This window comes from Neobacillus niacini, from assembly GCF_030817595.1.
GTDB lineage: Bacteria > Bacillota > Bacilli > Bacillales > Cytobacillaceae > Neobacillus > Neobacillus niacini_G.
The window spans coordinates 666951-681343 of sequence record NZ_JAUSZN010000001.1; the positions used below are offsets into that span (position 1 = coordinate 666951).

A 14393-nucleotide genomic window follows, 5' to 3' on the forward strand; every position below is an offset into this window, starting at 1 on the left:
CGTCTAGGGATTTTTGCTATCGGACCAGACATGGATAATAGATTTGGTCATGAAGGGTTCATGAAGCCAAAAATCATTAGCTATTGCGAAAAAGTGGCTTCATGAAGGGTTCATGAAGCCCAAAATCATCAATTATTTCTAAAAAGTGGTCACATGAAAGGTTTATGAAGCCCAAAAACATCATTTATTTCTAAAAAGTGGCTTCATGAAGGGTTCATGAAGCCCAAAATCATCAGTTACTTCGAAAAAGTGGCTTCATAGAAGGTTTATGAAGCCCAAAATCATCAATTATTTCTAAAAAGTGGTCTCATGAAGGGTTCATGAAGCCCAAAAACATCAGTTATTTCTAAAAAGTGGCTTCATGAAGGGTTCATGAAGCCTAAAATCATTAGCTATTGCGAAAAAATGGTCTCATGAAGGGTTCATGAAGCCCAAAAATTGTGACCATCCTTATAAATAATGTAATAAGGCTACTCAACAAGGGTTTATGGTCACTTGTATAGTAACCTTTTACCATTCAAAATCACGAACCCTTCTAGTTTATTCCGAAATTCCACCATCATAAATAAACTCAAAATATCGATTAACGCTGTTGCCTGTTGCATTAGTTGCGGTAATCCGGTAGGCACGATAGTTAGGTGAAGATTCATCAAAATGAATAGTCTTTTCAAATGAATTTGGTAACTGTTCTGTGGTCTCCTCGTCTGTAAAAATTAGACGATCGGCATCCGAGTATCCTTTGAATGTGACATCGTGTTCACCAACAGGAAGGTGTGTCACAAGCTGGGCAGGACTTTCAATGGTTAGTTTTGGGAGTGTAGTATCAGGTGCTTCCTTAAATGTAAGCCCTTTTAGGATGAAATGATAGGAAAGCAGGGAAGGGTCTTCTGGTGATTCAGCTGGATTTGATGTTATCACTAACATATAATCTCCTGCTAGCAATTCATCGCCATTTCCATACATCGCTGACCAGTTTTTATCCGTGATGATATAATCGGATCCAAGCGTATCCGGTCCCCAACTAATGTTAATGGTTCCTTTCTTAGAAGTTGAAAATAAGTAATAGTGTGTCTCCAGATCACGAAGGATTTTACCCTTATATTCAACCGTCATTTTGACTTTTTCCTTTTGTTTTTTCTCTATTTTCATCTGTGCCGCAGATACAGACTCATGTTTCGACGTTGGAGAAATCATTCTGGGTGTAAAAAACAACAGGAACACGAAAAAACTGATTAGAATGTAAATAAACCTTTTTGATTGAAACATAACAATCATCCTTTCTTGATGACAATACAAATTATTGAGTTAAGACCACTGCCAGATTGTATGCTGCAATTCTTATCTTTATAAAGTAGACGATATCATATGAGTATGGTTACACTGGTTTATGAGAAGATATATTTTCAGGTGCCCATTTTTTTATAAGGTAGGAGAATTGTCTTAGGTCTTTCGTATTGCCGTTATCCTAATAAACTAATAAAATAGTTATATACAAATTTAAACAGTAATTACAATCCTTGTTAATAAAGGAGGCGTTTGCACATGTTGTGGGATAAACCAAAATGCATGGTTTGTGAGAAAGAAATTAAGGAAGATGAAATGGTTTTTGTAAAAATGAAATATCCAAAACGTAAAGGTTTTACAGAAATCAAAGCCTATTTAAGAAACGAAGGGAAATTTGTTTGCCAAGACTGCATTGCACTTAAAAAATAGGAAGAGTAAGTATATCCAGGAAAATATTATCTATGAGGTGTTATCAATGTTAAAAAACAAAATGACTGAGCTTTTAAAAATCGAGTATCCAATCATTCAAGCTCCGATGGCGGGAGGAATAACGACTTCGAACTTAGTAGCTGAGGTTTCGAATGCTGGAGGTCTTGGAATGATTGGCGCTGGCTATATGACTCCAAATCAGATCCGAGAACAAATCAGAGAATTAAAGCAGCTAACATCCAAGTCTTTTGGTATAAATTTATTTGTCCCTAACGAATTTGCTTATACAGAAAATGAAATAAATTCAGCTAATGAGCTTTTACAGCCTATTCGAAATCAATTACATATAAACGAAGAAAATTCCATAGAAATTCCAACATCTGGGCATGTATTTGAATCATTTACTGAACAGATTAAGGTTGTCATTGAAGAAAGCGTTCCAGTTTGTTCCTTTACATTTGGTATTCCTTCTGAGGTAGTTATTTCGGAATTAAAACAAAATAATATTTTTGTGATTGGAACAGCTACAACAGTGGAAGAAGCCATTGAAGTTGAAAAGTCAGGAATGGATATGGTTGTGGTGCAAGGCAGTGAAGCGGGGGGACACCGCGGTAACTTTATTAGATCAACTCAAGATAGTTTAATAGGTTTAATGTCACTCATTCCACAAGTTGTCGATCATGTCAGCATTCCGGTTATAGCTGCTGGTGGAATTATGGACGGAAGAGGTTTAATGGCTTCTGTATGCTTGGGGGCAATGGGAGTTCAAATGGGGACTGCATTTTTAACGTGTATCGAAAGTGGAGCGCATCCGATATACAAAGAAGCTATTATGCATGCAAAAGAGGACCAGACTGTCTTAACTCGAGCTTTTTCTGGTAAATATGCAAGAGGAATAAAAAATAAATTTATTGATGAAATAGAGAAACACGAAGATTCATTACCAGATTTCCCGGTTCAAAATGTACTTACTCAGTCTATAAGAAAAGCTTCATCTTCTCAACAAAACCCAGACTACCTATCACTTTGGTCCGGTCAAAGTCCTAGATTAGCAAAAAATCAAAGTGTTAAAATGCTATTCCAAACCATATTAACCGAAGCTAAAAACATCAAAAAAAAGATATAGATTAAATTGTAACGGGTTCGGTTATTGGGGAGAAAACATTAAATAACAGACTAATTGGGGACACAATTCACATATGAATTAGTGTCCCCCTTTTTATTGTTATATCAATGTTCTAACAGATTTAACATAATAATTAGCACATCAATATGCATACAAATTAACAAAACCCCATAAATTTATTCGTTATTGTTAAAACCCGTGCTAAAACTTTTGCGAATGGAAACACCCGCACAACGATTGGTTTGGAAGGATATAATTTACTTAAGATAGTTCACTTGTAAACAAGTGAACTATTATTTTTAGAAAGTAATTGGAAAAATTTATGATATAGTTAATTTAAGGGGGAGATTTACTTGAAAAAACGAATGAACAATTTTTTTGCAACCGCTTTATTTACCTTGCTTCTATTAATGTTAGTTGGATGTAGCGAAAAAAAGGAAACGGAAGCTCAAGATGAAAATATAAAGACCATTGAAGCTGTATTGCAAAATAGTCTTATAGGTCCAAGTGATGAATTGAAACAAATATTGGATAAAGGAAGTGAAGAAAAATATGAAGCCTTGAATCAATATAATGAAAACCTATTTAAGATTATTTTGCAAATGAAACGTCCTACACGAAATTCGTTAATAGCTACGGTTCAACATTGATGATTCAATCGATTGGTGAATATTACGATTATTACAAATTTAAGATAAAAAACATTGAATACGAAAAGGTAAATGCAAAAGATAGCGTTTATAATTTCTCAATAGAAGTGCAGCTCCAAAAAGAAGGCAGTGAAAAATCAAAAATTGAAATCGTGAATGGGCAAGCGAATCTAAATGATGAACATAAAATTGAAGATATGTTAATCCGCACCAAAGATTTATCGGAATTTATGATAAAAGAAACTATAGAAAATAGAGATGTATATATTAAAGATGGAAAGGTGTTATTATTAGTTGCCCCAGACCCATCTCTTTCAGCAGGAAAACCGTATGGATACCTATTTCATTTCACGGCACCTTTTGAGACTTTTAAAGGGAAAGAATTAGCTATATATGCTTACCATAAAGATTCTGGAGAAAAAATTACAGGATTGTCCCCAGAAATAATTAAAGAGCCGTCAACTGGCTATTCTACTTTAGAACGTTTCACTGCTACCTTTTCAGTTCCAAAAAGCGGCGTGTGGCGTTATGAAGTGTTATTAGATGGTGAATTTTATGCTGATGTTGTCTTAGCGGTTAAAGAATAAACAATGTAATTTCATATTTTTAAAAGTAAAAAAAGCATCTGAGCGAATTCAGTTGCTCTTTTTATTTTTAAAAGATGTTCTAATTAAGGTACGAATTAAGTTGTTAATTTGAGTTTTCTCCCCAATAACCGAACCCGTAAATAAAAACGGAGCGATTCTTTCATGTGAAGAATCGCCTTTTTTATTAAAAAGGGGATTTAAAGCCAAAAATCCGTTACTTTCATCCTAAAACACGAACATTATTGTAGTTATTTCTAATTAATGTTCACATTTTTATTGAATACTTAATGCAACTTTGTTATATTAAGGAAGTAATATTCGTTGAATTCATTACTCGTATATACTCGGTAATATGGTCTGAGTGTTTCTACCTGGTTCCCAATAATGAACTAGACTACGAGTTAAAGTATACGGTTGCCCGGCGTATTAGTCGGTACCGTTTTTATGATTTAGCAATTTCTTCTTGCTCAATTATTTTTATACTTTGACTTTCGTCAGTCTAGAAGACAGGATTTCCTGCATTTTCTAGACTTTTTCTTTGGAAACAATTAGCGAGTAAATCACACAACTAGAGAAAGAGGAGAGGTTAATGATGAAAAAAGATTTATTTAAGAAATTTGCTTCAGTAGCAGCTATTTCCAGCATGTTCGTGATGCTCGCAGGATGTAATTCATCTTTACTAAATGAAACAGAAGTAGAAGGGGCCGAGAGACCCATTATCGTTCAAGGTCCAATGCCAATAGAGGCGGAAGAGTTTGCGAAAAAATTAGATAAAGTGAAAGTGGAAAAGTCAGGAACGTTTGTTTTTTACAAAGGAAAAATAAATAATTATCCAGTTATCGTTGCGAAAACAGGTAAGGGAATGGAAAATTCAGCTGCTGCAACAGCATTAGCTATTGAAAAATATAAACCAATCGCCATTATCAACCAAGGTACATCAGGCGGACATAATCCTGAGTTAAATGTATTTGACATTGTGTTAGGGGAAAGAACTACCAATATTGGTTCATTAAAAACAACAAATATGGATGAAGGACAAGGAATGGATCCAACTACATGGATTCCAATGGATTTAATGGCTTCGGAAGGAAGCGGATCAGATGATAGTGCTAATAAAGTCCGCTACTATGAGGGCGATCAGGAATTACTGGAGGCTGCTAATGCCGTAAAAGACACGTATACGAAGGGTAAGGTAGTCGAAGGTACCATTGGTTCAGCTGATTTTTGGAATAGTGAAGTGGATCGAATCAATTGGATCCATGAGAAATACGGTACCGATGTAGAAGAAATGGAAGGTGCCTCAGTAGCACAAATTGCAGATGCTTATGATGTGCCGTTCTTGGGTATCCGAATCTTATCGAATAATAAAACAAATGGCGGTACTTATAATCCAGGTACAGCTGCAGCAAATCAAGATTATGTTTATGAAGTCGTTAAAGAATATATTTCAATGATAAAAAATAAATAAATAATCTAAAGAAAAATCCTGCCACATTGTAAGTGGCAGGATTTAATTTGTTTTACTGGTTTATAGCAGTTTCTATCAGATCTATATTTTTCCATGCCCACACCAGTGTAAATAAATAAATAAATAAATAAATCCGATTCAGCAAGAGAGACCATGTCTTTTGTCGTTGGTTCAAAAGAGTGAGCGTCTACACAGGAGGTAAAAACAAGCATATACTTAATCTTAAAGACAAGAAATATTAAATTTTCTTGTTTTTTTATTTGGAGGGGAGTTATTCTAAGGAGTAAAAGAAGAAGAATTTACCTATATAAGCAGCGTATAATGGGTACTACATAATCATGAACAGACAGGAGGATTTATGGCGAACAAGAAGATTGTATTCACCGGTGGTGGTTCTGCTGGGCATGTAACGCCAAATATAGCCATTATTAATGAGCTTCATAACGATTGGGATATATCGTATATCGGGTCTAAAAATGGAATTGAAAAGGAATTAATTCAAAAGATAAGCATTCCTTATCATGGTATAAGCAGTGGGAAACTTAGAAGGTATATAGACATTGAAAATTTCGTGGATATATTTCGAGTAGTAAAAGGATGTTTTGAAGCAAGAAGTATTCTAAAAAAATTGAAACCTAATTTAGTATTTTCAAAAGGTGGATTTGTTTCAGTTCCTGTTATTTTAGCTGCAAAGTCATTAAGAATCCCTATATATATACATGAAAGTGATTTGACACCTGGATTAGCGAATAAAATTTCTCAAAGATTTTCAACGAAGATTTTTACTTCGTTTGAAGAAACAAAAAAATTCTTCCCAGAGTATAAAACAACTGTCATTGGGTCTCCGATTAGAAAAGAAATAATGAACGGCTCCGCAGTTAATGGACGAAAATTACTTGGATTTGATAAACATACGCCAATCTTAACGATTATGGGTGGAAGCCTAGGAGCAAAAAAAATAAATGAAGTAATCCGGGAATCGTTAGAACAACTAATGTTACATTACCAGGTTGTTCATATTTGCGGAAAAAATAACAGGGATGATCAGTTAACAAACTTTTCTAAGTATAAGCAATTCGAATATGTTTATGATGAGTTATCAGACATATTAGCTGCTACGGATATCGTTATTACTAGGGGTGGATCAAATGCCATCTTTGAATTTCTTGCCTTAAATATACCGATGCTTATTATTCCATTAGGTTTAAATCAAAGCAGGGGTGACCAAATTTTAAATGCAAGAGTGTTTCAAGATAAAGGGTATTCCCTTACCTTGGAAGAAGAAAACCTTACGAGTAAGACGCTGATGGAAATTTTGAATTCTGTCTATAAAGATAGGGAAAAATACCAGAAAAATATGAAGGAATCTTATAATCGTGACGCCTTACAAACTCTTGTAACAGAGATCAATAAAGTGAATACCACCTGATAAAATTTTGTAAGATCTGGCTGGTAAAAATGCAGCCTTTTTTTGATCAATAAACTTCAAAAATTATAAATCTAAGACTTTGGTTGTATTCAAATATCTTGTTTAAGAAGTTATTATATTGAAATGTGATGGTTTTAACCATTGTAATTGTTAAGAATTATGAAAGAAGGTTTTTGTGAATGGCTATTGATTCATTTGGCATTGCTTTTTTAGGTATACGTTTAGACTATGAACTGTTAAAAGATATAGGGATTTCAATTGGGATCTTGCTATTATTTATCCTGTTTCGAAACATATTTACGAAGTATGTATTCCAGCTAATTTTAAAATTGGCAGGTAAAACACCTACAGATCTTTTTACAAAAATCTGTTTAGGGTTTGAGCGACCATTAGGATGGGCCTTTATTATTCTAGGGTTGTATGTAGCGATGGATTATTTCCCTTTTATCGAACAACACAATGCGTTATTTTTAAAATTCTTACGTTCCATGGTCATTGTCTTAATTACATGGGGATTATTTAACTTATCCTCACCTACAACGGGAATCTTAATTAGCGTGAATGAAAAGATTAATAATAAGATAGATTTAATTCTACTTCCGTTTATTTCAAGAACCATCCGCGTAATCATGATTGCGATCAGCATCAGTATTATTGGTCAGGAATTTGATTATGACGTAAATGGCTTGGTCGCAGGACTTGGTTTAGGGGGTCTCGCTTTTGCATTAGCAGCGAAAGAAGCGGTTGGGAATCTAATTGGTGGTATCGTTATTGTCACAGAAAAACCTTTTTCGATTGGTGACTGGATTTTGACACCAAGTGTTGAGGGAACAGTTGAAGATATTAACTTCAGAAGTACCAAGATTCGAACCTTTAGCCAAGCGCTCGTTACGGTTCCAAATTCAACACTGGCAAACGAACCGATTACCAACTGGAGCCGAATGGGGAAAAGAAGAATTACTTTCCACTTAGGGTTAAACTATCAAACCTCCAAAGAACAAATTGAAAGAGTGGTAAAGCGGATTGAGCAAATGTTGAGGATTCACGAAGAAATTCATCCGGATACCATCATGGTAGCATTCGACCATTATAATGATAGCAGTCTTGATATTTTGTTATATTTCTTTACCAATACAACAGTTTGGGCAGAGCATGTTAAAATAAAACATGACATCAACCTAGCAATTATGGGGATCTTAGAGGAAGAGGGAGTAGAAGTTGCTTTTCCAAGCAGAACGATTTATGTATCTCCACAATCTAGTGAACTTTTCCAAACAATGGGATCATTTGATTAATAAATTAAGAAGAAACTCGCCAATAGTAAACTACATCCCCTCATTACACAAATGTGGACAGTTCGCTATTTTAGCGAGTTTTGCATTTATACAGCTAACACATTAATACCAACAACAAAAATCAACATACAGCCCAAATTATAATTAACAGGATAAATAGGACAACAATTAAGTGAAAACCAAAACCTACTTCATATTCATTACTCATTTGAATTACCTCCTTATTCTGGGAAGAATACATCTTATGACAATCGCCCAAGGAATGATACTAAAACCATCATAAATAATTCAGCACGAGTCATTGTCTTGAATAAACCAGTTTTTTGCTGCAGTATGAAGGAAGGCGATTTATTTTTTATAAAGGTATAAATATATTATGATTAAAATAAATACAGCCTTTTAAAACCAAGTGGAGGTGATTTTAGCAATGACTACTTCAGAAAAAAATGTTAGAACTTGCCCCGAAGGACACAAGTATTATAAAAGTAGTGATTGTCCAACCTGTCCGACTTGTGAGCAAGAACGCAAACCCAAAAGTGGTTTTCTCTCACAGCTCTCCGCACCAGCAAGACGAGCATTGGAAAACAATGGGATAACATCATTACAGGAACTATCAACCTATAGTGAAAAAGAGATTTTAAAATTACACGGAATGGGACCTGCTTCTTTACCTAAACTTAGGTCAGCATTATACGAAGAAGGCTTACAATTTAATAAATAACATCCAAGTTTTACTTGTTGACCTTACCAAAAAACTGGCAGAAGGAGAAAGTTATTCAACAAATTGGGGATGAGGTATTTCTTGAACTGGGAAAATGGAGAATATCATATACAAATTAATTCAATTAAACATTGGATAAAAATTGAGGGGAGTGAACATCAAACCACACCTTTGGTTCTTTTTCACGGCGGCCCTGGCGGAAACCATTACACCTTTGAAAGAACCATTGGACCTTCGCTCTCTGCAAAAAGAACAGTCGTTTATTATGAACAGCGCGGCTGTGGCAGAAGTGAAAAGCCTATATCAGATGAAGATTATAAAATCGAACAGCTTATATCTGATTTTAGCGAAATAAAAAAATGGCTTGATGTAGATAAGGTCGACCTTTTAGGCTACTCCTTCGGTGGAGAATTATCGCTTGAAATTGCCTATGCTCTTCCTAATGAAATCAACAAGATCGTGCTCTCTGGACCAAGTTTAATTGATTTAGAAATGGGGAAATTAATTCAAATTGCCGGCTTTATGTCAGTTGGTGATCCTCAACTATTAAAACAAATGAATGAACTGCTAAAACAAAATCTTCCTATAAGCAGTTTATATGAAAAAGTTTGGAGTTTGGTTGATACCAAAACAGTTGATCGGCTGTTATTTCAAAATCAAACTATTGCACTACAGAACAGAAAGCTTTGGGAAGAAAGTCAGCTCATCAATACAGGGTTAATGGCAAAAGTAATCATGGGCCAGCCTATGGAAACTCCGTTACTAGACCGGTTAAAACACATGAAACAGCAAGCTTTAATTATTACTGGTATTTTTGATCGAAATACAGGGGTAACCATTTCCAAGCTCATACATAATGAATTAAGAAATAGTGAATTAGTGATTTTTAAAGAAAGCGCTCATTTTCCCGACTTAGAAGAACCCAATCATTTTAGCGATACCGTTTTAAGCTTTTTACATTCTTAATATCTAAAAAGGGTAACGAATTTGATTTTCGTTACCCCTTAAATTTAAATGAAGAGTTTTATGATCATCATAACGATACCTGCTATTAATGCAGATATTGGCAGTGTAATAACCCAAGTAGTCACGATTCTTATTGCTACTCCCCAATTTACACCACGAATTCGCTTAGATGCACCAACACCTAAAATAGATGAAGAAGATACATGTGTAGTGGATACCGGCAGTCCTAAAAAGGTAGCACCTTGCAAAACAGCAAACGAAGATAAATCTGCTGCAAATCCATTGATTGGCTGAACTTTAAAGATTCTTTTCGCAACCGTTTTAATAATACGCATACCACCAATCATCGTCCCAAGTCCGATGGTTGCTGCACATGTGACCTGTACCCAGAATGGTACGTCTAATGTTGCTTGATAACCCCCTGCAACCAATGCAAATACGATAATCCCCATCGTTTTCTGCCCGTCATTTCCACCATGAGAAAATGCGGCTAAGCCTGAAGCAATGATTTGAAACCCTCGAAAACCGCGTGTTGCACGGTAAGGATTTGCGTTCCTGAACAGAATCGCTAATATTTTCATAAGAATAAATCCTACTCCAAAAGCTAAAAAGGGAGAAATGATTAGGGCTTTGATAATATCGGTAAAACCTTCCCAGTTAATTGAACTTAGACCTGACCCAAAAATAACAGCGCCGGCAACTGCACCGATTAAGGTGTGTGAGGAGGAGGAGGGAATTCCATAATACCACGTTAAAAGGTTCCAAAAAATAGCTGCAATTAGAGCAGCAATTACAATTAACATACCGTTCTCAATTTGAAAAGGGTCTGCGATTTTCCCGCCAATTGATTTTGCAACAGCTTGTGATATTAAAGCACCAAAAAAATTTAAGACTCCTGCATAAACAACTGCAAATCGTGGTGTCAAAGCCTTGGTTGAGACTGACATCGCAATCGCGTTGGCTGTATCATGAAAACCATTGATGAATTCGAAAACTACAGCAAGAATTAGGATTATAATGAAAGTAGTCATTAGAACCTCCAATAAAATATTTCAAACTGTGGTTAAGCATTTTTCATGATAATGGTTTCTAATGTATTTGCCACAGACTGACAGAAGTCGGCAATGTTTTCTAATTCTTCATAGATTTCCTTATATTGAATAATACGGATCGGGTCTTTTTCATTTACAAAAAGACTTTTAATGGATTCCCTTAAAATCCCATCACATTTGGATTCTAAATCTTTGATTTTTATTGCATGTTCTCTCATGTCCTGTAATTTCTTTGTTCCCAGCATTTCAATTGCTGTTTCAATTTCAGATGCACAATCTCTAATTGCATCCACAAACCTAAGCATATAATCATCTGCATTTACCACCGAATACATTTCAAATAGCGCGGCTGTATGCTCTAAACCATCTAAAACATCATCCATACTCATCGTAAGAGTTAAAATATCCTCACGTTCAATAAAAGTAATAAAAGCATTATGTAAATCCTTAAACACTTCATGAACCATTGAATCTCCTTTGTTTTCATATTCCTTCATTTTTTCTGAAAAAGTCTTTAGGTCGCTGACATTCTTTAATTTATAATCTGCAAAAAAGTTAGCACTTTCTTTTAAATTTGAAGCGATATTTCCTAAATAAACTGCAAATTTGTCCTTTTTCTTAGCCATGCTGTTACCTCCACATTTATCCAATTGTTGTAGAACTATTTATTTATTTTTACTATATCCTTATTGGACTATCCAATACGTATATCCACATAAACGAAAGGAAAAGGTTTCATAAAACGAAGAAGGATTCCTGTACTTTTTGTTGAAATAGTCTTAAGAAATCTAGGGGAAATCTAAAGGGAGAGTTACTTTATGAAGAATTACATTTTAGAGTTGGAAGGGAAAAAGGTAAATTACTATACGAAGGGAGACCCAGAAAAACCACTGATTGTCTGCTTGCATGGCTTAGCTGGCAGTGCAGTCTACAGTTTCACAAATCTAAGCCAACAATTATCAAAATTTTTTCATCTGCTGTTAATCGATCAGCCTGGGCATGGAAAAAGCACATCATTTCATAGGGAAGAGGACTATTTATTTTCCACCCTTGCCACATGGTATGAAAAGGTCTTTACATCTTTAATAGACCAGCCATTTTACCTAATAGGTCATTCGTGGGGCGCTGATGTTGCGCTACAGTATGCCAAATCTTTTCCTGAAAAAATCAAGGGAGTTATTCTACTTGATGGTGCTTATACTTTCCCCGAATTTCAGGAGGAAATGACATTTTCAACGGCTTACACTGGATGGGAATCTTACATGGCTAATGCTGAATATAATACCTGGGAAGATGTGCTTAATGAGTATCGTACATATACAAAACGATGGAATCAATCGATAGAACGTTCGGTAAATTCAATTTTTGCCAAGAAGAACCAAAGGTATGAATAAATCGCTTCAAAATTCACTGTTTTATCGATTATAAAGGCCTTTTTTGAAGAGCCGTTTTCTACTGCCTATCCAAATATCCAGTCACCATTATTATTACTACATGCTACTGAACCTGAAGAATTACATGCTGCAAGGGAAAAAGGGATTGCTCAATTAAGGAAGGATATAAAAAACGTTACGATCATTCCTTTTGAGGAGGCGGGTCACATGATCCAATGGGATCAACCGGAGAAAGTATGTGCTGAAATCGTTAGGTGGATCAATAATAATGAAGAAAATTTTTTAAATCTGTCAAAATAACCCCCAAAGCAATGGCTAAGGGGGTGGATCAAATGATTAGTCTTCTATAGGTTTATTAGGGCCGTCTAAGTTCAATTGATAAAAAGCTAGATCCAACCATGTATTGAATTTATAGCCTGCATTTTTAATTGTCCCTGCATGGACGAAACCAAATTTCTCATGCATGGCAATGCTTTTATCATTTGCTGCATCGATACCGCCAATTAATGTTTTATATTCTCGTTCATTCGCGATTGAGATGATCTCTTTTAATAAAGAAGATGCGATCCCTTTCCTTTGATAATTACTGTCTACATAAATAGAATGTTCGATTGAATATTTGTAAGCCGGCCATGGTCTAAAAGGACCAAAAGTAGCAAACCCAACTACCTTATTATCTAACTCATATACAACCACTGGATAACCTTCATCCATTTTTTGTTTAAACCATATTTCTCGGCTTTCAAGTGTTTGAGCTTTATACGTATATACAGCAGTAGTATGGAGGACAGCATCATTATAAATATCTAGAATGTTTTGTAAGTCCTTTTCTTGTGCAGATCTTATCACGTTCGACACCCCTAAAAATACAATATGGCGTTTATTATATCAGTGAAAGACTAATATGAAAATAACTTAATACAAAACTTTGGTTGGGTGTCATAGAATATTCATTATTTTAAGTCATATTGTCATTACAACTTTTCCTTGTGCATGACCCTGTTAAACTTAAATTCACACATTTAGATGCAATTAGTTGATATAAAAATAGAAAAAGTAGTTATTTAGATGAACATTGGTAAAATTACACTTATATGGATTTATTAGGAGGTAGTCAAAAGTAATGAACAAGAAGATATCACTCATCCATTCTAACCATTTAGCTCAAGTGGATTATGCCTATGCTAGTCGAGTTCCAGCGGGAATGGATTTATTATTTTTAGCAGGAGCCTGCCCACTAACAAAAGAGGGAATTGTACCTGAATCTAGTGATTATGAGCTACAGGCTAACCTTTGTGTGGAGAATTTGAAAGAAGCATTAAAAGAATGTGGTGCTACTTTAGAAGACATCGTTTATACAAGAATTCTCGTTGCTAGTCAAAACCAAGCAGACTTGGTCACAACATGGGAAACAATCAGAAAAGAATTCGGTGATCATGATGTCCCAAGCACGTTATCAGGGGTAACAGTATTAGGATATAAAAATCAATTGGTGGAAATCGAGGCAGTAGCTGCAGTTGATAACCATACAAAGTAATAATGAGGGGACTTAATTTTTTGAGTCCTATTTTTTATACGTGATATTCTAATATTTTCTAATTATTCTCTATTATTTTCCTATTCCGCCAATTTTGTAAGCGCTTTTATGTGAATAAATTCACATGTATAATAAGGGTATAAGAAATCCATTAACCGTAACTGGAGGAAATCAAGATGTTTACAGAACTTTTTCTTGAATTCAAAAATTGGTGGTTTGGCGAGTCAATGTATAATGAAGAGATAGAAGAGTTTGAACGGATTGAATCCAAGCATACAAGAGTTCATCATGATGAAGATGTTTTTGAAATCATTCGAGTACATTAAACTAAAGTAAATTACGTTCCAAAGAAGACATCTAGTTTAGAAGTCTTCTTTTTTTACATTCTAAGATTGAATAGTTCATAAACTGTTTGATTTTAGAATGATTGAATTCCCTATTCCCATGCTATTCTT

General features: G+C 34.9%; 17 protein-coding genes and 1 riboswitch. Of the genes, 12 read left to right on the forward strand and 5 right to left on the reverse strand.

What is annotated here, in order from left to right:
* Positions 1 to 540: 540 nt before the first annotated feature.
* Positions 541 to 1266, reverse strand: coding sequence for a hypothetical protein (locus tag QFZ31_RS03305; protein WP_307300873.1), 726 nt, complete (start codon positions 1264 to 1266; stop codon positions 541 to 543).
* Between the two features lie 276 nt (positions 1267 to 1542).
* Between QFZ31_RS03305 and QFZ31_RS03310 the strand changes: the two genes are divergently transcribed.
* From QFZ31_RS03310 to QFZ31_RS03340, 7 genes are all read left to right on the forward strand, one after another.
* A complete protein-coding gene (locus QFZ31_RS03310) occupies positions 1543 to 1713 on the forward strand; it encodes a Fe3+ hydroxamate ABC transporter substrate-binding protein (protein WP_307300874.1) in 171 nt (56 codons plus the stop codon).
* Positions 1714 to 1759: 46 nt separating this feature from the next.
* Positions 1760 to 2839: an NAD(P)H-dependent flavin oxidoreductase gene (locus QFZ31_RS03315; protein WP_307300876.1), complete on the forward strand. Its 1080-nt coding sequence runs from the start codon at positions 1760 to 1762 to the stop codon at positions 2837 to 2839.
* Between the two features lie 353 nt (positions 2840 to 3192).
* Positions 3193 to 3489, forward strand: a complete 297-nt coding sequence (locus tag QFZ31_RS03320; RefSeq protein ID WP_307300877.1) for a hypothetical protein — start codon at positions 3193 to 3195, stop codon at positions 3487 to 3489.
* Entirely contained in the window at positions 3489 to 4076 is a 588-nt protein-coding gene (locus QFZ31_RS03325; protein ID WP_307300879.1) for a hypothetical protein, read from the forward strand. Before QFZ31_RS03320 ends, QFZ31_RS03325 begins: the two co-directional genes overlap by 1 nt.
* A 314-nt stretch (positions 4077 to 4390) precedes the next feature.
* A riboswitch (purine riboswitch) is annotated at positions 4391 to 4493 on the forward strand.
* A 175-nt stretch (positions 4494 to 4668) separates the two neighbouring features.
* Complete coding sequence (locus QFZ31_RS03330; RefSeq protein ID WP_307300881.1) at positions 4669 to 5544, forward strand: 5'-methylthioadenosine/S-adenosylhomocysteine nucleosidase; 876 nt, start codon at positions 4669 to 4671, stop codon at positions 5542 to 5544.
* Positions 5545 to 5902: 358 nt separating this feature from the next.
* Positions 5903 to 6973 (forward strand): undecaprenyldiphospho-muramoylpentapeptide beta-N-acetylglucosaminyltransferase, encoded by a 1071-nt coding sequence (locus QFZ31_RS03335; protein WP_307300883.1) that lies wholly within the window; start codon positions 5903 to 5905, stop codon positions 6971 to 6973.
* Between the two features lie 179 nt (positions 6974 to 7152).
* Complete coding sequence (locus QFZ31_RS03340) at positions 7153 to 8268, forward strand: mechanosensitive ion channel family protein (protein WP_307300885.1); 1116 nt, start codon at positions 7153 to 7155, stop codon at positions 8266 to 8268.
* A gap of 121 nt (positions 8269 to 8389) precedes the next feature.
* Here QFZ31_RS03340 and QFZ31_RS03345 read toward each other — a convergent pair whose 3' ends face one another.
* Positions 8390 to 8509 (reverse strand): YjcZ family sporulation protein, encoded by a 120-nt coding sequence (locus tag QFZ31_RS03345; RefSeq protein WP_307300887.1) that lies wholly within the window; start codon positions 8507 to 8509, stop codon positions 8390 to 8392.
* Between the two features lie 186 nt (positions 8510 to 8695).
* On the opposite strand from QFZ31_RS03345, the gene QFZ31_RS03350 reads away from it, so the two are divergent.
* A complete protein-coding gene (locus QFZ31_RS03350) occupies positions 8696 to 8989 on the forward strand; it encodes an RNA polymerase alpha subunit C-terminal domain-containing protein (protein ID WP_307300889.1) in 294 nt (97 codons plus the stop codon).
* Between the two features lie 81 nt (positions 8990 to 9070).
* Positions 9071 to 9955 (forward strand): alpha/beta fold hydrolase, encoded by an 885-nt coding sequence (locus tag QFZ31_RS03355; RefSeq protein ID WP_307300891.1) that lies wholly within the window; start codon positions 9071 to 9073, stop codon positions 9953 to 9955.
* A 44-nt stretch (positions 9956 to 9999) separates the two neighbouring features.
* Here QFZ31_RS03355 and QFZ31_RS03360 read toward each other — a convergent pair whose 3' ends face one another.
* Both QFZ31_RS03360 and QFZ31_RS03365 read right to left on the reverse strand, forming a co-directional pair.
* Entirely contained in the window at positions 10000 to 10986 is a 987-nt protein-coding gene (locus QFZ31_RS03360; RefSeq protein WP_307300893.1) for an inorganic phosphate transporter, read from the reverse strand.
* A gap of 32 nt (positions 10987 to 11018) precedes the next feature.
* Positions 11019 to 11633, reverse strand: a complete 615-nt coding sequence (locus QFZ31_RS03365) for a DUF47 domain-containing protein (protein WP_307300894.1) — start codon at positions 11631 to 11633, stop codon at positions 11019 to 11021.
* 192 nt (positions 11634 to 11825) lie between these two features.
* Here QFZ31_RS03365 and QFZ31_RS03370 point away from each other — a divergent pair, with 192 nt between their 5' ends.
* Positions 11826 to 12401: an alpha/beta fold hydrolase gene (locus QFZ31_RS03370; protein WP_307300895.1), complete on the forward strand. Its 576-nt coding sequence runs from the start codon at positions 11826 to 11828 to the stop codon at positions 12399 to 12401.
* A gap of 336 nt (positions 12402 to 12737) precedes the next feature.
* On the opposite strand, the gene QFZ31_RS03375 is transcribed toward QFZ31_RS03370, so the two are convergent.
* Positions 12738 to 13250, reverse strand: a complete 513-nt coding sequence (locus tag QFZ31_RS03375; RefSeq protein WP_307300896.1) for a GNAT family N-acetyltransferase — start codon at positions 13248 to 13250, stop codon at positions 12738 to 12740.
* A 274-nt stretch (positions 13251 to 13524) separates the two neighbouring features.
* Between QFZ31_RS03375 and QFZ31_RS03380 the strand changes: the two genes are divergently transcribed.
* Positions 13525 to 13938 carry a RidA family protein gene (locus tag QFZ31_RS03380; protein ID WP_307300898.1) on the forward strand — a complete coding sequence of 138 codons (414 nt, stop codon included), beginning with the start codon at positions 13525 to 13527 and terminating at the stop codon, positions 13936 to 13938.
* A 176-nt stretch (positions 13939 to 14114) separates the two neighbouring features.
* Complete coding sequence (locus QFZ31_RS03385; RefSeq protein WP_179600548.1) at positions 14115 to 14264, forward strand: hypothetical protein; 150 nt, start codon at positions 14115 to 14117, stop codon at positions 14262 to 14264.
* The last annotated feature ends 129 nt before the right edge of the window (positions 14265 to 14393 follow it).